This is a genomic window from Parafrankia soli, assembly GCF_001854695.1.
Classification (GTDB): Bacteria; Actinomycetota; Actinomycetes; order Frankiales; family Frankiaceae; genus Parafrankia; species Parafrankia soli.
In genome coordinates this window covers 1-20,458 of sequence record NZ_MAXA01000220.1, presented here as the reverse complement: position 1 = coordinate 20,458, position 20,458 = coordinate 1, and the positions used below count along the sequence as shown (strand labels likewise).

At 69.7% G+C, this 20,458-nt stretch carries 20 protein-coding genes; 15 read left to right on the top strand and 5 right to left on the bottom strand.

What is annotated here, in order from left to right:
• The first annotated feature begins 425 nt into the window (after positions 1–425).
• Both BBK14_RS19735 and BBK14_RS19730 read left to right on the top strand, forming a co-directional pair.
• Positions 426–860, top strand: coding sequence for a PH domain-containing protein (locus BBK14_RS19735; protein WP_241831675.1), 435 nt, complete (start codon positions 426–428; stop codon positions 858–860).
• A gap of 224 nt (positions 861–1,084) precedes the next feature.
• Entirely contained in the window at positions 1,085–1,942 is an 858-nt protein-coding gene (locus tag BBK14_RS19730; RefSeq protein WP_071064666.1) for an acyl-CoA thioesterase, read from the top strand.
• A 28-nt stretch (positions 1,943–1,970) separates the two neighbouring features.
• Here BBK14_RS19730 and BBK14_RS19725 read toward each other — a convergent pair whose 3' ends face one another.
• The 3 genes from BBK14_RS19725 to BBK14_RS19715 form a co-directional block, all read right to left on the bottom strand.
• Positions 1,971–2,534 (bottom strand): dihydrofolate reductase family protein, encoded by a 564-nt coding sequence (locus BBK14_RS19725; RefSeq protein ID WP_020459127.1) that lies wholly within the window; start codon positions 2,532–2,534, stop codon positions 1,971–1,973.
• Between the two features lie 269 nt (positions 2,535–2,803).
• On the bottom strand, positions 2,804–3,610 hold the full coding sequence (locus tag BBK14_RS19720) for an NAD-dependent epimerase/dehydratase family protein (RefSeq protein WP_241831676.1): 807 nt from the start codon (positions 3,608–3,610) through the stop codon (positions 2,804–2,806).
• A 145-nt stretch (positions 3,611–3,755) separates the two neighbouring features.
• Positions 3,756–4,637: an SAM-dependent methyltransferase gene (locus tag BBK14_RS19715; protein WP_083391099.1), complete on the bottom strand. Its 882-nt coding sequence runs from the start codon at positions 4,635–4,637 to the stop codon at positions 3,756–3,758.
• A 304-nt stretch (positions 4,638–4,941) separates the two neighbouring features.
• On the opposite strand from BBK14_RS19715, the gene BBK14_RS19710 reads away from it, so the two are divergent.
• The 10 genes from BBK14_RS19710 (at position 4,942) to BBK14_RS19670 (ending at position 15,471) form a co-directional block, all read left to right on the top strand.
• Positions 4,942–5,403, top strand: a complete 462-nt coding sequence (locus BBK14_RS19710) for a Fur family transcriptional regulator (RefSeq protein WP_071064675.1) — start codon at positions 4,942–4,944, stop codon at positions 5,401–5,403.
• Between the two features lie 116 nt (positions 5,404–5,519).
• Entirely contained in the window at positions 5,520–7,751 is a 2,232-nt protein-coding gene (gene katG, locus BBK14_RS19705) for a catalase/peroxidase HPI (protein WP_071064662.1), read from the top strand.
• A gap of 125 nt (positions 7,752–7,876) precedes the next feature.
• Entirely contained in the window at positions 7,877–8,296 is a 420-nt protein-coding gene (locus tag BBK14_RS19700) for an ArsR/SmtB family transcription factor (RefSeq protein WP_071064660.1), read from the top strand.
• A 78-nt stretch (positions 8,297–8,374) separates the two neighbouring features.
• Entirely contained in the window at positions 8,375–9,028 is a 654-nt protein-coding gene (locus BBK14_RS19695) for a DUF1361 domain-containing protein (RefSeq protein ID WP_041253808.1), read from the top strand.
• 121 nt (positions 9,029–9,149) lie between these two features.
• Complete coding sequence (locus tag BBK14_RS19690; RefSeq protein ID WP_241831674.1) at positions 9,150–10,610, top strand: protein kinase family protein; 1,461 nt, start codon at positions 9,150–9,152, stop codon at positions 10,608–10,610.
• Complete coding sequence (locus tag BBK14_RS19685) at positions 10,610–13,600, top strand: AAA domain-containing protein (RefSeq protein ID WP_083391098.1); 2,991 nt, start codon at positions 10,610–10,612, stop codon at positions 13,598–13,600. The genes BBK14_RS19690 and BBK14_RS19685 overlap by 1 nt, the downstream gene beginning before the upstream one ends.
• Positions 13,597–14,376: a MarR family transcriptional regulator gene (locus BBK14_RS40330; RefSeq protein WP_241831673.1), complete on the top strand. Its 780-nt coding sequence runs from the start codon at positions 13,597–13,599 to the stop codon at positions 14,374–14,376. Before BBK14_RS19685 ends, BBK14_RS40330 begins: the two co-directional genes overlap by 4 nt.
• Positions 14,373–14,804, top strand: coding sequence for a hypothetical protein (locus tag BBK14_RS40325; protein WP_241831672.1), 432 nt, complete (start codon positions 14,373–14,375; stop codon positions 14,802–14,804). Before BBK14_RS40330 ends, BBK14_RS40325 begins: the two co-directional genes overlap by 4 nt.
• Positions 14,805–14,902: 98 nt before the next feature.
• On the top strand, positions 14,903–15,163 hold the full coding sequence (locus BBK14_RS19675) for a toxin-antitoxin system HicB family antitoxin (protein WP_071064656.1): 261 nt from the start codon (positions 14,903–14,905) through the stop codon (positions 15,161–15,163).
• Complete coding sequence (locus BBK14_RS19670) at positions 15,160–15,471, top strand: type II toxin-antitoxin system PemK/MazF family toxin (RefSeq protein ID WP_071064654.1); 312 nt, start codon at positions 15,160–15,162, stop codon at positions 15,469–15,471. The genes BBK14_RS19675 and BBK14_RS19670 overlap by 4 nt, the downstream gene beginning before the upstream one ends.
• Positions 15,472–15,624: 153 nt before the next feature.
• Here BBK14_RS19670 and BBK14_RS19665 read toward each other — a convergent pair whose 3' ends face one another.
• A complete protein-coding gene (locus tag BBK14_RS19665) occupies positions 15,625–16,086 on the bottom strand; it encodes a DUF4190 domain-containing protein (protein WP_071064652.1) in 462 nt (153 codons plus the stop codon).
• A gap of 337 nt (positions 16,087–16,423) precedes the next feature.
• Here BBK14_RS19665 and BBK14_RS19660 point away from each other — a divergent pair, with 337 nt between their 5' ends.
• Entirely contained in the window at positions 16,424–17,458 is a 1,035-nt protein-coding gene (locus BBK14_RS19660; RefSeq protein ID WP_071064650.1) for an NAD(P)H-dependent amine dehydrogenase family protein, read from the top strand.
• Between the two features lie 122 nt (positions 17,459–17,580).
• Here BBK14_RS19660 and BBK14_RS19655 read toward each other — a convergent pair whose 3' ends face one another.
• Complete coding sequence (locus BBK14_RS19655) at positions 17,581–19,179, bottom strand: MFS transporter (RefSeq protein WP_083391097.1); 1,599 nt, start codon at positions 19,177–19,179, stop codon at positions 17,581–17,583.
• A 155-nt stretch (positions 19,180–19,334) separates the two neighbouring features.
• Between BBK14_RS19655 and BBK14_RS19650 the strand changes: the two genes are divergently transcribed.
• Both BBK14_RS19650 and BBK14_RS19645 read left to right on the top strand, forming a co-directional pair.
• Entirely contained in the window at positions 19,335–20,015 is a 681-nt protein-coding gene (locus tag BBK14_RS19650; protein WP_071064648.1) for a TetR/AcrR family transcriptional regulator, read from the top strand.
• A 74-nt stretch (positions 20,016–20,089) separates the two neighbouring features.
• Positions 20,090–20,458 (top strand): IS5 family transposase (locus tag BBK14_RS19645; RefSeq protein ID WP_071064646.1); only part of this gene is annotated, 369 nt, incomplete at its 3' end.

The following is a 20,458-nucleotide window of genomic DNA, read 5'->3' as shown; positions in this document are numbered from 1 at the left end:
GTCGCCGATGGCGGCGGCGGTACCGCGGTTGGCGGGGCGACTGTGGGTGGTACGACCGTCGCCGACTGAAAATCGCGTGGATGATTGAGACCGCGCTGACCAACGGCCCTCCCTCCGCCTCTGCCGGCGTCAAGCAGGCAGCGGGCGGGGGGAGGGCCCGTCGGCGTGAGGCGGGCTCGGCATCAGCCGTCGGGTGCCCCTGATAGACGCCGCGCGCCGACGATTTTCGCGGCCAACATCGATCTTCTGGGGACTGGTGAAGAAGTCGAACTGAAAACCGATCCCTGTCAGGGTTGCCGCGCAGCTAAACATGCGACCGTACGTCGAGGGAAACCCGGGGGGTCGGCGTGCGGAACCATAGATACCTGGCTGCGAATGAGCAGACAATTGTTCAGATTCGACTGCACTGGGTGGTAATTGCCCGGTTGGTTCTCGGCACGGCGGCCATCCTCGTCGGTGTCCTGGCCCTCTCCATCTACTCGAGGACCCATGGCGCGGGTGCCGGTTTCCTGCTCACGCTGCTGTGGTGGGTCGCGCTGGCCGCGGTCGTACGACTGCTGTGGCGCCTGCTCGACTGGCACCGCACCAACCTGCTGATCACGAGCTCGCGGATGATCAAAGTGTCCGGGATCATCTCCTTGCGGGTCCAGAGCATCCCGCTGTCGAAGATCACGGATATCTCGTACACCCTGGATCCCAACGGCCGGGTGCTTGGCTACGGCAAGTTCGCGATGGAGACCGAAGGGGACCACGCGAGCGAGCTGGAGAAAATCGATCACGTTCCCCGGCCCGACCGGTTCTACCTGCTGCTCTGCAACAGCATTTTCGGGGGTTCCCCCGAGCCGGCCGCGGGCGACTGACCGTCCGGCCATCGGCTCCTGTCGGCCCCGGGCCCGGGGTGGAATCGGCGGCAGGCGGCACGGAGCACGGCGTAGCCTCGCACGGTGTCCCTGATCCCGCCGTTTCGGCTGGTGGCAGCCCTGCCCGCGAACCCGGCCGTCGAGCGGCGCACCGCCGTGACGCCGGTGAGCCGCGTGCCGCGCCGGTGTGCGACGTCCGACCTGGTGTCTGGCGGCGGACGTCGATGACCGAACGCAAGCCCGACTTCGCGGACCTGCTGATGTTGGAGTCCGTGGACCGCGACATCTTCCGTGGTCTGTGCCATGACGGCGCGCCGATGCGCGCGTTCGGCGGGCAGGTCGCGGCGCAGGCCCAGGTGGCCGCCGGCCGGACCGTCGAGCCCGACCGGCGGATGCATTCGCTGCACGGCTATTTCCTCCGCCCCGGCCGCACCGACGCACCAATCGTGTACCTCGTCGAGCGCATCCGGGACGGTCGGTCGTTCACCACCCGCCGCGTCAGCGCCGTGCAGGACGGGGAGACCATCTTCTCGATGTCCGCGTCGTTCCAGCGGCCACGCGACGCCGACGAGACGCACCAGCGAGAGGCCCCGGATGTGCCCGAACCCGAGACGTTGCGGCGGTGGTGGGGGCCGATCGACGAAGCCCCCGAATACCGACCGTTTCTCCTGATCGACATCCGCTCGACGACCGGTGTCCCCGGGAGGGCCGCGACCCCACCGATCGCCGCGGCGCCCGGCCCGGCCGACGGGATGCCGCGGCAGAATGTCTGGGTACGGGTCGACCAGGTGCTGCCGGACGATCCGCTGCTGCACGTCTGCGCGCTGACCTACCTGTCCGACCTGACCCTGGCCAGTACCGCGAACCTGCCCTATATGGCTCTTCCTGGGCGGCTCGACATCGTCTCCCTCGACCACGCGATGTGGTTCCACCGGCCGTTCCGAGCGGACGACTGGCTGCTGTTCGCGCAGGACAGCCCGAGCGCCGACAGCGGGAGAGGCCTCTCCCGGGGCATGTTCTTCACCCGGGACGGCCTGCTCGTCGCCTCCGCCATCCAGGAGGTCGGCCTGTTCCGCCGCTGAGGCCCGCCCGCCGCCGGTGGGCGCCGGGTCAGCGGACGACCTCGAACACCTGCTTCTGGACACCGTTCGGGTAGGCGTCGCATTCGACCAGTTTCAGCATGGTCTTGTCCTTGTCGGCCTCGCTGAACAGCCGCTTTCCCGCGCCGAGCAGCACYGGGAACACCAGCAGGTGGTAACGGTCGACCAGCCCGGCGTCGGCGAGGCTCTTTCCCAGCGTCGCGCTGCCGTGCACCGCGATCGGGCCGCCCTCGGTCTCCTTCAGCTTCGCGACGTCGTCGACGGAACGCAGGATCGTCGCCGGCCACCGCGAGTCGTCCTCGGTGAGCGTGCTGGACACGACGTACCGCGGCATCGCGTTGTAGCCGGCGAAGTCGTCCATCGTCGGCCAGACCGGAGCGAAGGCCTCGTAGCTGGTCCGCCCCAGGAGCAGTGCCGTGGTCTCCTCCTGCTCCCGGCCCTTGATCTCGTAGGCGGCGGGGTCGAAGTCGATGTCCTTGAAGGTCCAGCCGGTGTTGCGGTACTCCGCCTCCCCGCCCGGCGCTTCCATGACTCCGTCGACGGACACGAAAGCGGTCACGATCAGTGTGCGCATCCTGAACTCTCCTCAGCCATGTCGTGGACGTCCCGCTCCGCCTCGCTCGCGGCCGTGCCGTCCACCCCGGTGTGTGCTCTGGTTGGACCGACCCGGCGCACGGAACTCATCGGTGCCGAGTCACAGCATGACGACGGGCGCCCGGGACAACTCCGTCCCGTGGCCGTGGCGGGCGGACCCAGGTTCCCGCAGCCCGCTTTGGACGGGGCTGCACCCGCAGCCTCGCCTTCGCTCCCGGAACGCGCCGGACCGGGGCCGACCCCCTACCGTCAGCGGCCGGTCTGGTGCTGTTGCTCGAGGTAGGACTTCGCGGCCGCGCGGACGGCATCCGGTGTCGGGGACGGATCCCAGCCGAGTTCCCGGGTGGCCTTACTGTGGTCGAGCGGCGGCATGAAGTGCATGAGCCGGGTGCTGACGCTGTTCATCACGACGTCGCGGCGCAGTACGCGCCCCGCCACGTCACCGAGGCGACCGACGGCCTTCATCACGGGGAGCGGGATCCCCACGCGCGGCGGCTTCGCGCCGCCGGCGTCGGACACCATGCGGCCGTGCGGGGAGCCGTGGCCGGGCGCTCCGTAGGTCGTCGACACGCACATGACGATCCCCGGCAGCCCGTGCTCACGGCAGTAGCGCAGGACGAGGTTCTCGGCGGCGACGCGCGCCTGGATGTACGGCCCATCCAGGTGCTCCCAGGTGTGCGGAACGCTCTCGTCGGCCGGGCGGCCGTCCGGCGAGAGGCCGATCGTGCCGACGGTGCTGCAGAACACGAAGCGCCGCACCTGGGCTTCGAGCGCCGCGTCCAGTGCGTGCCGCAGGCCGTCGACGTTCGTCGCGAACAGCGGCGCCGGATCACGCAGCCAGGCCCGGGTGTCGACGATGCAGTAGTACACGGTGTCGACGCCGTGCATCGCCTCGCGGATCGCCGCGTMGTCGACCAGCTCGCCATAGCAACGTTGCACCGGTAAGTCGTCGAAAGCCCGCGTGGAGCTGGATCGGYGAATCCACACGCGGACGTCATCGCCGCGCTCCGCGAGCTGCCGTGTGACGTGCGAACCGAGGAAACCGCTCGCTCCCATGACCAGGTGTGTGCCGACCATGAAATGACCACTGTCTGTTGGGTACATCGAGCTGTAGGGCACGTTGGGCTGTCGGTCGCGTCGGGCTGTCGGTCGCGTCGGGCCGCGTGAATCCGGCGCGGCTGTGTCTCGGTCGACGAGCGCGTCAGGCCGTCCTGTGGCCGATGCCGACCCGGATCACGGTGGATTCGGGCTCGTCCGCCCGCCACTGCGTCGCGAGGACGACGCCGGGGTCGAGGAGCTCCCAGCCGTCGAAGAACCGGGTGATCTGATCCGCTGTCCGCGCGTGGAAACTGCCGGTGGACGCCTCCCGCATCAGGGCGTACGCCGCCGCCAGATCCTCGGCCGGTACGTCGCCGGACGGTGCGTCGGTCGCGGGGATCGGATGGCTGAGGACGAAGTAGCTGCCGGGGGGCATCGCATCCGTCAGGGTGCGCACGATGGCGTACGGATCGTCCTCGTCGGGAATGCAGTGCATGACCGCGATGAGCATCAGGGCGATCGGCTGGGTGAAGTCGAGGGTCTCGGCGGCCTTGGCGAGGATCTCGGCCGGCTGGCGGACATCGCCGTGCACGTAGGCCGTGCGGCCCTCGGGGCTGCTGGTGAGCAGCGCCCGGGCGTGCGCGAGCACGATCGTGTCGTTGTCGGCGTAGACGATCCGGGAGTCCGGAGCGGCGCGCTGGGCCACCTCGTGGGTGTTGTCGGCCGCGGGCAGGCCCGTGCCGATGTCGAGGAACTGGCGGATGCCGTGCTCGGTGGCGAGCAGGTTCACGGCGCGGCGCAGGAAAGAGCGGTTTGCACGGACGCTCTCGGTGACCGTGGGCATCGCGGCCATGACCGCCTCCGCCACTTTCCGGTCGGCCGCGAAGTTGTTCTTCCCGCCGAGCCAGTGGTCGTAGACCCGGGCGATGTGGGCGACGTCGGTGCGCAGGTCGACCGGCTCACCGTTGAAGCCCTGGACCGTGCCGCTGGTCGTGACCGACTTGAAGTCCCACGACCTGTCTCCGGGAAAATCGCTCCTGGCCAATTACTCTCGGTCCTTCCAACATCCGTCGGGGCATCGCGCTGGACACCGCTGATCGGTACTCCGGGCGGGGACGGCGGCGTTAGATAGCCGAATACTACGCATTCGAGACGAACTGTGGCGCATCGTGGCATTCGGTGGCGTGGGTCACCGCAAACGCCCAGCTCAGACGCTCGCGCAGCCGCTTCGCGCCCACGGAGCCGGGGCCAGGGTCCTGTAGCCGGGAGCATATCGGGAGCTTGGAGTGGTGGCCTGGTTACTTTCTGGTTTTCTTGACTGGTTCCAGAAAACGGGTGACCATGTGGTGGTGGCCACAGCGGAGGACTTCCGGCGGATGTTGCGCGGGGCCGCGCTGCGCGTCACCCGTCCGCGGGTGGCGGTGCTGACGGCGGTCTACGCGCATCCGCACGCGGACACCGACTCGATCGTCGGTTCCGTGCGCGAGGAGCTGCCTGAGGTGTCCCACCAGGCGGTGTACGACTCGCTGCGGGTTCTCACGACGGCCGGCCTGGTCCGGCGTATCCAGCCGGCCGGCTCGGCGGCCCGTTACGAGTCGCGGGTGGGGGACAACCACCATCACGTCGTGTGCCGGTCCTGTCGCGCCATCGCCGATGTCGACTGCGCGGTCGGCTCGGCGCCCTGCCTGGCCGCGTCCGACGACCGCGGCTTCTCGATAGACGAGGCCGAGGTCTTCTACTGGGGCCGGTGCCCCGACTGCTCCCCGCCGGCGACGCCTGACCGCCCCCGAGCCGCCCCTGACCGCTCCTGACTCCTTCCGATCTGTCCCTACCCGCTCCCGATCCGACCCCCATCCGTCCCGACCGTTCCTGATCCGTCCCTGTCCGCTTTCGATCCGCTGCTGATCCGCCAACGACGGAGGATCCTGTGTCCGAGAATCACGAGACAGTTGTTTCCGAACTGAACGAGGAAAGCGGTGGCGGCTGCCCGGTCGCGCATGAGCGGGCCCCGCATCCCACCCAGGGCGGCGGGAACCGCGGCTGGTGGCCGAACCGGCTCAACCTGAAGATCCTCGCCAAGAATCCCGCGGTGGCCAATCCGCTCGGTGAGGAGTTCGACTACGCCGCGGCGTTCCGGACGCTCGACCTCCCCGCCGTCAAGCGGGACATCGCGCAGGTGCTGACGACGTCGCAGGACTGGTGGCCGGCCGACTACGGTCACTACGGCCCGTTCATGATCAGGATGGCGTGGCACAGCGCGGGTACCTACCGCATCAGCGACGGCCGTGGTGGCGGCGGCGCCGGGCAGCAGCGTTTCGCGCCGCTCAACAGCTGGCCGGACAACGGGAACCTGGACAAGGCGCGCCGCCTGCTGTGGCCGGTGAAGAAGAAGTACGGCCAGGCGCTCTCCTGGGCCGACCTGATGATTCTCGCCGGCAACGTCGCCCTGGAATCGATGGGTTTCACGACCTTCGGCTTCGCCGGTGGCCGCGAGGACGTCTGGGAACCGGACGAGGACGTCTACTGGGGCCCGGAGACCACCTGGCTCGGCGACGAGCGCTACACCGGTGACCGGGAGCTCGAGAATCCCCTCGGGGCGGTCCAGATGGGCCTCATCTACGTCAACCCGGAGGGCCCGAACGGCACCCCGGACCCGCTGGCCGCGGCCCGCGACATCCGCGAGACGTTCCGCCGCATGGCGATGGACGACGAGGAGACGGTGGCGCTCATCGCCGGCGGCCACACGTTCGGCAAGACCCACGGCGCGGGCGACCCGGACAACGTCGGTCCGGAGCCCGAAGGCGCCCCCCTCGAGGCGCAGGGCCTCGGCTGGAAGAACGCCTTCGGTACCGGCAAGGGCGCGGACGCGATCACCAGCGGGCTCGAGGGTGCCTGGACTCCCACCCCGGTGAGCTGGGACAACAGCTTCTTCGAGACGCTTTTCGGCTACGAGTGGGCGCTGACGAAGAGCCCGGCCGGGGCCTACCAGTGGAAGCCGAAGGACGGCGCCGGCGCCGGCACCGTCCCCGATGCCCACGACGCGGCGAAGAACCACGCCCCGACGATGCTGACGACCGACCTCGCCCTGCGGTTCGACCCGGTGTACGAGCCGATCTCCCGGCGGTTCCTGGAGCACCCGGACGAGCTCGCGGACGCGTTCGCCCGGGCGTGGTTCAAGCTGACCCACCGCGACATGGGACCGCTCGCGCGCTACCTCGGCCCGGAGGTCCCGGCCGAGACGCTGCTGTGGCAGGACCCGGTGCCGGCGGTGGACCACGAGCTCGTCGACGCCGCGGATGTCGCCGCGCTGAAGGCCCGGGTCCTCGCGTCGGGCCTGTCGGTCTCCGAGCTGGTCGCGACCGCGTGGGCGTCGGCCTCGACGTTCCGTGGCGGTGACAAGCGCGGCGGTGCCAACGGCGCGCGCATCCGCCTTGAGCCGCAGCGCGGCTGGGAGGTCAACGAGCCGGACCGGCTGGCGGCGGTGCTGGGGACGCTGACCGACATCCAGGAGGAGTTCAACGCCGCCCGGACCGACGGCAGGCGGGTCTCGCTCGCCGACCTGATCGTGCTCGCCGGTGGTGCCGCTGTCGAGCAGGCCGCCCGCGAAGCCGGCTTCGACGTCGAGGTCCCGTTCACACCGGGCCGGACCGACGCGTCCCAGGAGCTGACCGACGTCGAGTCGTTCGCGGCGCTCGAACCGGCCGCGGACGGGTTCCGTAACTTCCTCGGGAAGGGCCTGCGACTGCCGGCCGAGTACCTGCTGCTCGACCGGGCGAACCTGCTGACCCTGAGCGCCCCCGAGCTGACGGTCCTCGTCGGTGGCCTGCGGGTTCTGGGGGCGAACTTCCGGCAGTCACCGCTGGGGGTCCTCACCGCGACGCCCGGGGTGTTGACCAACGACTTCTTCGCCAACCTGCTCGACCTGGGCACGACGTGGCGCCCGAGCGGCGAGGACGACAACGTCTTCGAGGGCCGCGACGCCGCCACGGGCGAGCTGACCTGGACCGGCAGCCGCGTCGACCTCGTCTTCGGCTCGAACTCCGAGCTGCGTGCGCTCGCGGAGGTGTACGCGAGCGACGACGCGCGGGAGAAGTTCGTACGCGACTTTGTCGCGGCGTGGGTCAAGGTGATGAACCTCGACCGCTACGACCTCGCCTGATCCCGTTGCCTGGGTGGCCCCGCCGGGCCACCCAGGCAGCCGTCGAGGTGAGAAGCAACCGATGGTTGCTGGATCTTGCCCTGCCGGGTAACCTGACGAGCAACCAAACGTTGCAGGAGGATGTCATGGAACTCGGCACAGTCGATGACGACCTCTGGTCCGCGATCGGGGACCCGACCCGGCGCCGGATGCTCGACCTGCTGCTCAGCGAGGGCCACGGCACCGCGACCACGCTGAGCCAGCGGCTGCCGGTCACCCGCCAGGCGGTGGCCAAGCACCTCGTCGTCCTCGACCGGGTCGGCCTCGTCCACGCGACCCCGGCGGGCCGGGAGAAGCAGTATCGGGTGGACGGCGCCCAGCTCGCCCGCGCGGTGGCCCAACTGTCGTCCGTCGGGTCGGCGTGGGACGCCCGACTACAGCGGATCAGGCACATCGCCGAGTCGATCCAGCGCACCCAACGCGCCGTCGTCTTCGAGGATCATGAGGACGGCCCTGCCCCACCAGACAGGGAACATGCTCCGTCCGGGCCATGCCAGGGAGGATAACGAGCACCGGTAGCCCGCGGCGGCCGTGAAAGCGGCCGCTCGGGTGCGCCTGGTACGCCTGGTACTCACAATGCAACCATGGGTGTGCTGGAAGTGGTGGCGCCGAGTCTGGCTGAGGTCGTCCGCGGCAACGCGCGGTGGATGATGTGGAACACCCTGCTGGCCTGGGCTCCGGTCGTCCTGGCCTGCGGACTGTTTCGGGGTGGCGCCGACCGGCATCCGTCGCGTTCGCCCCTGTGGTGGGCCGGGCTCGTGCTGTTCGCGCTGTTCCTGCCCAACGCCCCATACGTTGTGACCGACCTCGTCCATCTACGGGACGATGTGTTGGTGGCGGGCGGCGACGGTCCCGTGGTGACCGCGGTGCTGCCTGTCTACGGGGTGTTCATCGGGTCGGGTTTCCTCGCCTATTACCTGTCACTGGCCGGCCTGCGCCGGTATCTCGGCCGCGTAGGCCGGGCGGAGTGGCAAGGCCGGGTCACCGTGGCGGCACACGCCCTGTGCGCCGTCGGGATCTTCCTGGGGCGGTGGGCCCGGCTGAACAGCTGGGAACCGGTCGTCGACCCGCACGGCGCGTTCGAGCGGATCGTCCTCCAGTTGTCCTGGAACTGGGCGCCGATCCTGATCCTGGCCACCTTTCTGGTGGTCTGGATCGGCCATTTCGTGACCAGGGCGGTGGCCGGAGCCGCCTGGGATGCCGCCCTGCGCGGAGCCCGCCTGCTGCGCGCCCTGTGACCTGTCACACGCCCGACGCGCACATCCCGTGACCAATGCTCTTCCTGTGCTGCGCCGTCCGGTGACGGCTTATGATTTCTCGCGGTATCCGACTCCCTGGCCCGAGGAGGAACGATCCGCTGTGTCAGGATCGCACGAGAACCCGATGGTCAACTTCCGCGCGCACGAGGTGAACACCGGTAGCGCGGCGGGTGCCCGGGCCGACTTCGAGCAGATGATCGCGCAGCTGGTGGACGTTTTTCACCCCGGTGCCCGGCAGGTGAGTGCCAACCCGGGAGACGGCGGCATCGACGTCTTTCATGGCAGGCTTGACGACCGGATCGTCGTCTGGCAGTCGAAGTACTTCATGCCGCAGGTCGCACAGGCACACCATGGCCAGATCAGGAAGTCTTTTGCTTCTGCGCAGAAGAACGCCCGCGCGCACGGCTATCGGATCGACGAGTGGATATTGTGCGTCCCCAGCTCGATGGATCATCCCACCACGCTCTGGTGGGACGGCTGGCGACGCGTCCAGCAGGCCGAGACGTCCACGAAGATCGATATCTGGGACGAGACCGGGCTGCGGAGCCTGCTCGCGAAGCCGCCGGCGGCCGCGGTGCTCGCGGCCTACTACCCGCCGCCCGGCGGGCCGCGACCGCCGTCCCCCGGCGCGGAGCTCGGGATCACCGTGCCGCCCGCGGACGCCGGAGCAGGTGCGCTGACGCCTCCCCGTTCGGTCGACCGGCGCCCCCACGCGGGCGAGACGATCAGGATCGCCGGCTGCCAGTGCCTGCTTTACGGCGATCCGCAGGAGTGGCGGGGCGGTGACGCCTGGGTCCTGCGAACGGGCGCGGCTATGGTCATGTCGACGCCGACCCGCCCGGCCATGTTTCGGCAGGTACTGATCCGGCGGCCCGACCCGGAGGCAGAGGCACACGCGGCGGCGATCGACACCCAGCTGCGCCTGCTCGGCCGGATCGGTGGCCGTAACGGCCTGCCCCGGCTCGTCGACGGCCGAGTGGGGTCGACCGAGGCCGCCGTCATCTCCGTCCGGCCGGCGGGCCGGACGTGGCGGGAGGTGTTCGGCCCGGTGAATCCCGCCCGGGCCCGCCCACTGGACCGCGTGACCGCGACCGCCCTGCTCACCGTCGCCACGAGGACGGCCGGCGTCCTTTCCAGGCTGCACGAGACCGGGCACAGCCACCGGGCCCTCACGCCGGACGGGGTGACGCTCCCCGGCCCGGGCGACAGGCCTCTGATACGCGACGTCGGCCTGGCGGCTGTTCCCCGTCGGCCCGGCGAGGGGCCCGCCGAGTATCGGGCGCCCGAGCAGGAGCGGCTCGGGTTCCACGGTCCCGAGGTCGGGTTCCGCACCGACGTCTACCGGCTGGCCGCGATGATCTACCACTGCCTGACCGGACGACCACCGGCTCCAGGCCGTTCCATGCCGCTGCGCGCCTTCGGGCTCGATGTGCCCGACGAGCTGGAGGACGCCCTGCAGGCGGCCCTCGATCCCGATCCGGCCCGGCGGCCCTCCCGGCCAGATCTGCTCACCCCGGCCCTGCGGGCCGGTGCCCGCCACCTCGCTCGGTCCGTGCGCTGATGGCGATCTCGGCTGTCACCCTGCCCAGCGGGATCGCTGTGGCGCCCAGCGCCGCCCTGGTCCAGAAGATGGCGAGCGCCCGCGTCCAGGGTGATGACGACCTCGACCCACAGGGCTTCGTCAACCAGCTCGGACGGATGGCCGATTCCGGCATACCGGCTCGGCTGGAAACCAACGGGGAACAGGGCTCCGCGACGCTGCGGCTGTACACCGACACCCACATCGCGCTGCTTCGCCCCACCGGCCGCGACGACGGATACATCCTGGTTCATGTGGGCCGGTGGAGCTTCCGGGACCACAGAAGTCTCGTCGAGGGCTTCCTGCGCCTCCACTGCCCCCGGTGGACCCTCCACCCGCACATCAAAAACATCTCGGCGGGTAGCAGAAATCATATCGGCATACTGACCGATGCCTGGGCGGCGCTGCGGACGTCGGCGTCGGCCGCCAGAGTGTCCGACCGGCACCAGGAATATCTCGACACGGTCGAACGGATCATCCGGCGGACCAGGGACCTCGAACGGGAACGGCTCGCCGCCGCGCGGATTCTCTACCGCGCCCGGCGGGCAACGCGGGAACAGCGGTACTCCGCTCGCGGCGTATACGAGTTCCGGCTGGTTGAGGGGTGCCAGATCGCCGAGGGCACGCAGATTCAGGTCAACGACGACCGGGACCTGCGCGGTGTCATCCTGCGTGCCGAGAACCTCGATGTGACGGTCCGGTTCGACGGTGTCCCGGACTTTGCTCGCATCCCGGCCCAGGGCGCATTGACGGTTCTCCCGAGCGACGTCGTCTACCGGGCTCAGCTGGATGCTGTGGCCACTCTGCGGGATGGCGCGGCGGTCAATCCCCGCCTGCTGGCGATGCTGGCGGAGCACCGCGTCCTGAGAGCGTCACCGCCCGACCGGTCAGCGACGCCRGGCCGCCCGCTGGACGACGGCCAGCTCGACGCGTACCAGCGTGCGCGGGGCGAGCCGGACCTGCTGCTGGTGCTGGGCCCTCCGGGGACCGGGAAGACCTGGACCATCACCGAGATGGCCGTTGCCGAAGCCGCGGCTGCCCGGGCCGGCACGGGTGGTCCGCGCCGTGTCCTGGTCACCTCGCAGAGCAATCGGGCCGTCGACAACGTCCTCAAGGGCCTGGCCAGCCAGCTGCGCTGTGTGCGGGTCGGCAACCCGGAGGCACTGACCGGGGCGGCGCGCGAACTCACCGCCGAGGTTCAGGTCGAGGCGCTCAAGGACGACATCGTGCGCCAGACAGAACCGATCGTGTCGGCGCTGGCACCGTTCGTTGGCGTCGGTGACTCCGGAGGTGCCGCGCGGGCCCAGCTGGCGCTGCTGCGCGGGCACCTGGACGAGGCGCGACAGGCCGACCGGGCCGTCCACCGCCGGGACGCCGAGTTGGACGGCATCACCCGGCGGGTGCGGGCCCCGCATGAAGCGGAGATCGCCGCGGCCCAGGCCCAGGTCGACCGGCTCGAGGCGGCGGCGTCGAAGCAGCGGGATGGCCGAGCCCGGGCCTGGCGCCGGCTCGAGGCGGCGGCCGGTCGGCAGGTCCCCCGGTGGTGGGCGGTGATTCACCGCCGCAGTGTCGACCGGCGCCGGCGGGCGTTGCAGGCCGCCGACGCCCGGGCCGACGCCGCGGAGCGGGAGCTCGCCGCAGCTCGAGCGGAGCACGACGGCGTTCTGGAGCGGGTCACGCTGCTCGTCGCCCAGGACGGGGCCGGCGGAGGGCTTCTGGCCGAGCGGGAGTACGAGTGGGGACGCCGGGAACGGGCGCTCGCCCAGGCGGCGCGGACCGCGGAACCGCTGCGCGCCGAGCTGGAACTGGCCGGCTGCGGCCCTGCCCTTCCCGACGGCGAGGCCGACGACGTCGCCGGGTGGCAACGGCGCGAGAGGAGCCTGCTCGACGCGGTCGAGCTCGCCCGCACCCGCGCATCCCTGCTCGACGAGTGGCGTGGCCGGATCCCCACCGCGGACGAGGAGCTCAAGCACGAACTCGTCGGCTATGCCGACGTCATCGCCGCGACCTGCATTGGAGTCGCGACGAAGAAGCTGCTCAGCGGGCTGGACTTCGACTTCGCCATCGTCGACGAGGCGGGCCAGATCGCCCTGCCCGATCTGCTGGTTCCCCTCGTCCGGGCGCGCCGAGCGGTGCTTGTCGGAGACCACAAGCAGTTGCCTCCCTACCTGGACAACGATGTGGCCCAATGGGCGCAGGCGCTCGTCCCGGGGGCGGAGCTGTCCGCCCCGGCGATCGCCGAGACCCAGGACATCGTCGGGCGCAGCGAGTTCGAGCGGCTCTTCGAGCGGATCGGGCCGGAACACGGGGTGACACTGACAACCCAGCGCCGCATGCCGGCGACGGTCGCGACGTTCATCTCGCGGGCCTTCTACGGCGGTGCGCTCGCCACGGACCATCCCGGCACCGGGCCCGACCCTCTTTTCAGGAGTCCGCTGGCGTTCATCGACACCTCCGATCAGCCGCCCGCGCGGCGGTTCGAGACCCGCGCCGAGGCGAACGGGGGAATCAGTAACCGGCTGGAAGCGGAACTCATCGCGGGCCTGCTAGCCGGTTACGCCGGCCATCACCGTGACTGGGCGGTGATCGTTCCCTATCGGGAGCAGGTGCGGCTTCTGCGACAGACGCTCATCCGGCGCCTGGGGGGCCCTGAAGCCGTCGAGGACAACATCGGCACTGTGGACGCCTTCCAGGGCAACGAGCGAGATCTGATCATCTACGGATTCACCCGCAGCAACCGCAGCGGGACAGTCGGATTCCTCAGCGAGCTGCGTCGCCTCAACGTGGCGATGACCCGTACCCGCCAGCAGCTCGTGCTCGTCGGCGATCTGGACACCCTCGGGCGATCGCAGGACGACGGCTTCCGTGACCTGGTCGAAGAGCTGAGAACCGCGCTGTCGACCGTGGGGGACCTGCGCGGCTCCCGGGAGATCGGGAACTGGCTGCGCGAGGCCGCCGGGAGCGCGCGGTGACCCGTCCCTCCAACGGCGCCCCCACGACGGGCGGGGCCGGCGACTGGCTGATGTACCCCGACTACCGGGCCYTTGAGATGATCATGGCGACGCCGGAGATCCGCCCACTGCGTATCTTCTCGGTGCGCTGGCCGCTGTGGCAGGTCGAGGCCCAGGCGACGTTCGAGGACAGCCAGCCCTTCGACGTCGTCGACCACTACCTTCTACGGGGGATCGTCGAAGGCCGGCTGCGCACGTCGGACGAGCTCGCTCGCTTCTTCGGGCTGTCCCGATCGCTCGTGTCTCGAGGGATCGAACATCTCGTCGACATCGGTCACCTTCATCGAGATAACCCGGACCCGGGGATACTGCGGCCCACGGATCTGGGTACCGTCTCGGCCCGGGACGGGGTGCGGTATGTCCTCAGGGAAAGCCGTCAGCTCCTGATGTTCGACGCATTCACGCATCTCCCTTTCCCTCGGGCACATTACGACGGCTCGGTGCGCGTGGTGTTGGACGGCGACAGGAACACGGGAAACCGGCAGGACTGGTTCAGACCGCTGACGTCCCTGCGGCCGTTCGAGTTGGACGCGGTACGGGTGCTGGGATCGCGGTCGGACCGGGACCGCTTCAACGTGCCGAGCCGGCTGCACAACCTGCATCCGGTGAGTGCCGGCGCCGCCTGGCTGCCGGCCCATCTTGTCCTGGCCGAAGAGGCACCGTGCTGGCCTTCACCCAGGCCGCCCAGGACCGTGACCGGTTCCTCGAGCATCTCTGCGCGCAGACGCCGCAGGTGACGCACACTCTCGCGAACGAGCGCCGCGTCGAGGCACGCCAGGTCTGGGTGGAATGGCTACGCRCACAGGGCCTGGGGCAGGCGACGCTGACCGCTCTGCCGAACGGGGTGTGGCGGGCGACCCTCCCAGCCCACGCGTTCGGTCCGCGGCCCCGGCAGCCCCTGCACCGGCTCGGCTCCTTTCAGGTGAAGGACACCCGCTTCCTGCAGCTGTGGTGCGATGACGAACAGACCCGGACGAGCGCCGTGCGCCGCCGTGCCCTGGAGATCTCTCGCAGGTACGGGATCAGCCGGGCGGAGCTCGACGACTCGGTGGCCGCCGTGGCGAACCTGCTGGAGGTGCTGGTTCCCACCTTCGACGAACTGCTCGACTTCGCCGCCGCGTCGGGAACGCCCGCGCAGCTGCGGTCACTCGAGGCGCTGCGATAGCGCCACATCTTGCAGAAACATCGGCCGGCCGAGCCCCGGCGTGACGCGCTCCGGGTGGTTATCGGATCTTGCTGTCATCTTTTGCTAGCATGTTGGGCATGTCGCGCACGATCACGCTCCGGCTCTCGGACGAGGCCTACGAGGCGGTCAAGCGGTACGCGGAGGCCGAACACACGTCGATGAACGCCTGGGTGGAGGGCCTGCTCGACGCTGAGGACATGCGCCGGCGCTGCGTCGCGCATGGAGCCTGGATGCGAACCAACCCGGCGGCGGCGAGTGCGGCCCTCGCCTTCGGCGAGGCCAATCAGCGGGCTCTCTCGGCGGCGGGGCTGCCCAACCTCGCGGGTGCCACTGAGTGAGATCGCCGCGGCGCGGTGAGATCTGGACCGTGGCCATCGGTTCGGCGTCGCAGGCAGTGCTGGTCATCAGCTCGACGATCTACAACGAGATCGTTGACGAGCCGACCGTGTTGGTTGCCCTGATCGTGGAGCATGCCGGCGGCGAAGGATTCTGCGTCGATCTTGGTTCCGGGCAATGGGCTGTGATGGGCCTGGTCACCTTCGTGGCCAAGGCCGGCCTGGGAGAGTGCCTGCGCCGGGTCGACACGCAGATGCTCACCGACGTCAACACCATGCTGTTCAAGATCCTGGCCACGCCCGAACGCTGAAGTGACGGTCGCCAGTCCTCTGTCCGGGACGACGTCACCTTCTCGCGATGCACGTGTGGCGAGACAACGACGCCCGGGCTGGGAATCCAGCTCGGGCGTCGTCGATTGTCAGGAGGCGGACCGCCGCGTCGCGCAGGGGGACGCGGCCGTGTATCACGCGTACAGCATTATCCCGATCGCGAGACCGATCACCGTCCCGGCGATCGCCACGATTGTCGCCGCCTTCCCCCGGCTGCTTCGCCTGCTCCAGGCCACCGCGCCGCAGACGATGCCGGCCACTCCGGCGACCGGGAACAGCACACCGACCGCGCCCAGGACGAATCCCAGGATCCACAGCGTGCGGACACCAGAGGTTTCACCAGCCGGGCCGGGGCCGTGCGGGTACGGCGGGCGGCCGAACTGCGCCTGCGTCTGTCCGTTTTCCGGATACGGCAGATAACCGCTCTGGTCAGCCGATGGCTGCGGGTACGCACCCTGCGGGGCAGCCTGGCCAGTGGCATTGTGCCCGGCCCGTGGCGTGGGGTTCCGACCGGCCTCCGGCATTGGCGGCGCGTAGGGGCTGTCGCCTGTGACCTGGGGATTCCCGGTGTTGTGGACCGTTGTCGGCCTCGTCATCACGACTCCGTTCTCTCCACGGTTTCTGCTGGCGTCGGGCCGGTGCGGCCGGACCTGAAACAGCTCCTACCCGGTTTACCGCCGGACTCACCCACGACATCGCATTCGGAAGGACACCGCCGAGAGCAGCCGGATCTCCCTGGGTGCGCCGCGGGTGCGGGCGGAGCGCGACGGTCGGATGTCGTCACGCCTGCCGCATGGCCCGCGGCCCTGGCGTGGACGACCCGGCATGCCGTGATCGTGCCGCTCGGCCACGTTCGGCGCAGGGCCTGTTCTGACACCATGAGGGCCGGTGTTCCCGCCGCAGCCTGGCACCCTTCGAGAAGGAGGCGACCGAATGGTCAACCCGTCGCGCCCCGTACGTGTCGTTCAGTGGTGCACCGGTCGTATCGGCCAGATCTCCATTCGTCATTTCGCGGCCAACTCCGCGTTCGAGCTGGTCGGTGTCTACACGACTTCCGCGGCAAAGGACGGTGCGGACGCGGGCGATCTCGCCGGGATCGCCCCGCTCGGCGTCACAGCGACCACGGACAAGGGGGAGCTCCTCGCCATCGACGCCGACTGCGTGCACTACGCGCCGTTACGGCCCGACCTTGACGACCTCGAGGCCCTCCTGCGTTCCGGGAAGAATGTCGTCACACCGCTGGGCTTCACGTTCCCGCGGCCGGACGACGAGCAGACGATCCGGCTACAGGCGGCCTGCCGGGCGGGCGGGACCAGCTTCCACGCCGGTGGCATCCACCCGGGTTTCGTCGGTGACATCTTCGCGCTCGTCGGTTCCCGGCTGCACAGCCGCCTCGACCAGGTGGTCGTGACCGAGGTGGTCGACTTCAGCGGCGCGCCGGCGAGCGAGATGCTCACAGCCTTCGGGTTCGGGCGGGACCCGGACGAGGCCCATCGGACGCACCGGCTCGCCCTGGACGCGTACAGCCAGTCCATCGGCCTGCTGGCCGCAGGCCTCGGCCTTACGGTCGACCGGTACGAGTGTGGCCTCACGGTTGCCGTCAGCGACGAGGACCTCGTCGTCGCCTCGGGGGTCATCCCGACCGGCAAGGTGGCGGGAATGTGCCGGCGCTGGGAAGCGGTCGTCGACGGGCGTTCCGCGATCGTCTTCCAATCGAAGTGGAAGATGGCGGACGATCTCACTCCGGAGATCGTGAACGGCGCGAGTCGGTACATCGTCGAGTTCTTCGGCGAGCCGGCCACCACGTTCACGATCGAAGCGAATCCGTCCGGCGGCTCGGCCCATCCCGGCCAGACCTGGACCGCGATGTCAGTTGTCAACATGATCCACGACGTCGTCGCGGCCCCACCCGGCATTCGGACGCACCTTGACCTTCCGCTGGGAAGATCGCGCGGCCTGTTCCACTGACAGCTGCCCACCCTGGCGACGAGCCCCGTTCCGGGGCCGTCGCCAGGCGACGGGGGCGTGTCCGGCATCCGGTCAGGCCGACCGGATGCCGGACACGGCACACGACGATCAGACCGTGAACATCAGTGCACGACGACGGGGGTTCCGTCGCTGCTGTCGCCGCGCCGGACCAGGAGGGCCAGCCCCGCCGCGACGAGCGTCGCGATGCCGGCGACGACGAGGGAGACGTGCAGGCCGGTCATGAAGGCCGCGTGGCTGCCCGCGGTCACGGCGGCCTGGACGGATTCCGACGCGCCGGTCACCTGGGGCGCTACTCCCTGGCTGATGAGCTGCTCCGAGTCGGTCAGCCGGTTCGCGACCTCGGCGGGGGTGCCGGCGCCGGTCAGCTTGTCGACCATGACCGATGCCACGCGGCTGCTGAGCACCGAGCCCAGGACGGCCGTCCCGACGACCCCGCCGAGCTGCAACGCCGTGGTCTGCAGGCCACCGGCGACCCCGGCGTCGTCGACCGGGGCGTTGCCGACGATCGCCTCCGCGCTGGCCGTGATGACCAGGCCCATCCCGATGCCGAGCATCAGCAGCGACGGCCACAGCGCGTTGAAGCTGGAGCCGGGCTCGAGCCCGGTCAACAGGAGCAGCGCCGTCCCGGACAGCACCAGGCCGATCACCATCGGCGGGCGGGGGCCGAACCGCTCGGTGGCGCTGCCTGCGATCGGTGACATGATCATCATCGCCAGGGTTAGCGGCAGAATGCGGACACCGGTCTCGATCGGCGAGGTGTCCCGGACGTTCTGCAGGAACAGCGTGACGAAGAACAGCACACCGAACAGCGCGAAGAAGTTGATGACGAGAACAGCGCTGCCCACCGAGATCGACCGGTTGCCGAAGAGCCGCATCGGCAGCAGGGGAGCGGCCACCCGGGTCTCGATCACCGTGAACAGCACCAGCACGGCCAGCCCGGCGAAGACGCAGGCGAGCGTCTTCGGGTCTGTCCAGCCCCAGGTTGACGCCTTGATCAGGCCGAACACGAGGCCGACCAGGCCGCCGGACAGGGTGATGATGCCGGGGATGTCGTGGCGCTGCCCGGTGCTCTCGCTGCGGGACTCACGCAGCACCGCCAGGCCCACGGCCAGCGCGATCGCGCCCATCGGCACGTTGATGTAGAAGACCGACTCCCAGCTCACGTGCTCGACCAGCAGGCCGCCGATGATCGGTCCGCCGGCGATCGAGATGGACGACGCGCCGCTCCAGATGCCGATCGCCCGGTTCAGCTCCTTGGGCGGGAACGCGCCGCGCAGGATGGCCAGCGTGTTCGGCATCAGCATGGCTCCGAACACGCCCTGGAGCGCCCGAAGCGCGATGATCCCGACGATGTTGCCGACCAGGCCGATGGCCAGTGAGGTGAGCCCGAATCCGACCACGCCGATCAGGAAGATCAGCTTGCGGCCGTACCGGTCGCCGAGCTTGCCGCCGAAGACCAGCAGGGCGGCCAGGGCGAGGAGATAGGAGTTCGTGATCCACTGCAGGTCGGTCAGTGAGGCGCCGAGATCCTCGGCGATGCGCGGGTTCGCGATCGAGACGACCGTCCCGTCCAGACCGACCATGATCACACCGAGGGCGACGCTCGTCAGCGTCCACCAGGGATTACCCCGCCGGCCGCCGGTGCCCTCCGCTGGCGCGGACCGCGTCCGCTGATCGTCGGCGATGACGGGCTGTGACATTGCGGAAATCCTTTCGCCGGACAAGCGGGCGGTCGTGACGATTGGTATAAACGGAGGAGATCTTCCGGATAACCTTAGCAGGTTAAGTGGAGAGATACCTCCGTATATAAAGGTAGGCTCGTCACATGGACAGTGCGCGACGCGGCGGAAACCGTGTGGCGACGGCTGGGCGAGCCGGGAAGGTAGTCCCCGCACTGCGGGTCGACGCGGAGCGTAACCGCGAACGCATTCTGCAGGCTGCCGAAGAAGTCTTCGCGGAACGCGGTATCGACGTCGGTCTGGAGGAGATCGCCCGCCGGGCCGGGGTCGGGATCGCCACGCTCTACCGCCGCTTCCCGACCCGCGCCGACCTGCTCGAGGCGAGCTTCGAAGGAAAGATCCGCGAGTACCTGGTGGCCGTGGGCCGGGCGCTGGAAAGCCCGAGCGCGTGGGCGGGTTTCCGGCAGCTCGTCGAGTACCTGTGCGGCGCTCAGGCGTCCAACGCGGGCCTGCGCGATCTGATCACCCTGCGGTTCCCGTCGTCCAGCGTGGTCGAGGAACTCAAGGCGCAGGCACACGCCGGCCTGGAGGAGCTCATCGCGCGGGCCCAGCGGGAGGGCTCGCTACGGCCCGATTTCGTCGCCGCCGACATCGGCATCCTGCTGCTCGCGAACGCCGGCCTGGTCACCGCGACCCATGACGCGGCGCCCGACGCGTGGCGCCGCTTCACCGCCTACCTGCTCGACGCCTTCCGGGCCGAGGGCACGGCGCGAACCGATCCCGTACCGGTTGCACCCACCCCGGATCAGATCGAGCGCTCCGTGCAGAGCATGGCCACGACCGTCCGGCGCGGCTAGGGCCTGTTCTGAGTCCGGATCACAATCGGGGTGTTCGTCCTTCGTCCGGGTGCTTCGGCTGGTAGCACGGTTGTATGACGCGTGGTGATCTGACCGATGGTGAATGGGAGTTGATCGAGCCGCACCTCCCGCTGGGGGCGTCCGGACCGATCCCTGACCTGCGCAGCTACTTCAACGCGGTGATGTGGAGGTTCCGTACCGGCAGCCCCTGGCGGGACGTGCCGAACAGCTACGGCTCCTGGTCGACGATCTACGACCGGTTCCGCCTGTGGGCGCGTGACGGGGTCTTCCAGACCCTCATGGACGCGATGATCACCGAGGCGGCGGCGCGTGACGATGTCGATCTCAGCCTGGTCAGCGTGGACTCCACCGTCGCCCGCGCGCATCACCACGCGGCGGGCATGGTGGTCGACCCGGATCTCCTGGAGGACATGGAGAAGGCC

Excerpts from the sequence above, each read along its gene's own strand:
- BBK14_RS19730 (WP_071064666.1), top strand. The coding sequence starts at position 1,085 with ATGACCGAACGCAAGCCCGACTTCGCGGACCTGCTGATGTTGGAGTCC.
- BBK14_RS19700 (WP_071064660.1), top strand. The coding sequence starts at position 7,877 with ATGGAACTCGGCACAGTCGATGACGACCTCTGGTCCGCGATCGGGGAC.
- BBK14_RS19695 (WP_041253808.1), top strand. The coding sequence starts at position 8,375 with ATGGGTGTGCTGGAAGTGGTGGCGCCGAGTCTGGCTGAGGTCGTCCGC.
- BBK14_RS19675 (WP_071064656.1), top strand. The coding sequence starts at position 14,903 with ATGTCGCGCACGATCACGCTCCGGCTCTCGGACGAGGCCTACGAGGCG.
- BBK14_RS19665 (WP_071064652.1), bottom strand. The coding sequence starts at position 16,086 with ATGACGAGGCCGACAACGGTCCACAACACCGGGAATCCCCAGGTCACA.
- BBK14_RS19660 (WP_071064650.1), top strand. The coding sequence starts at position 16,424 with ATGGTCAACCCGTCGCGCCCCGTACGTGTCGTTCAGTGGTGCACCGGT.
- BBK14_RS19655 (WP_083391097.1), bottom strand. The coding sequence starts at position 19,179 with ATGTCACAGCCCGTCATCGCCGACGATCAGCGGACGCGGTCCGCGCCA.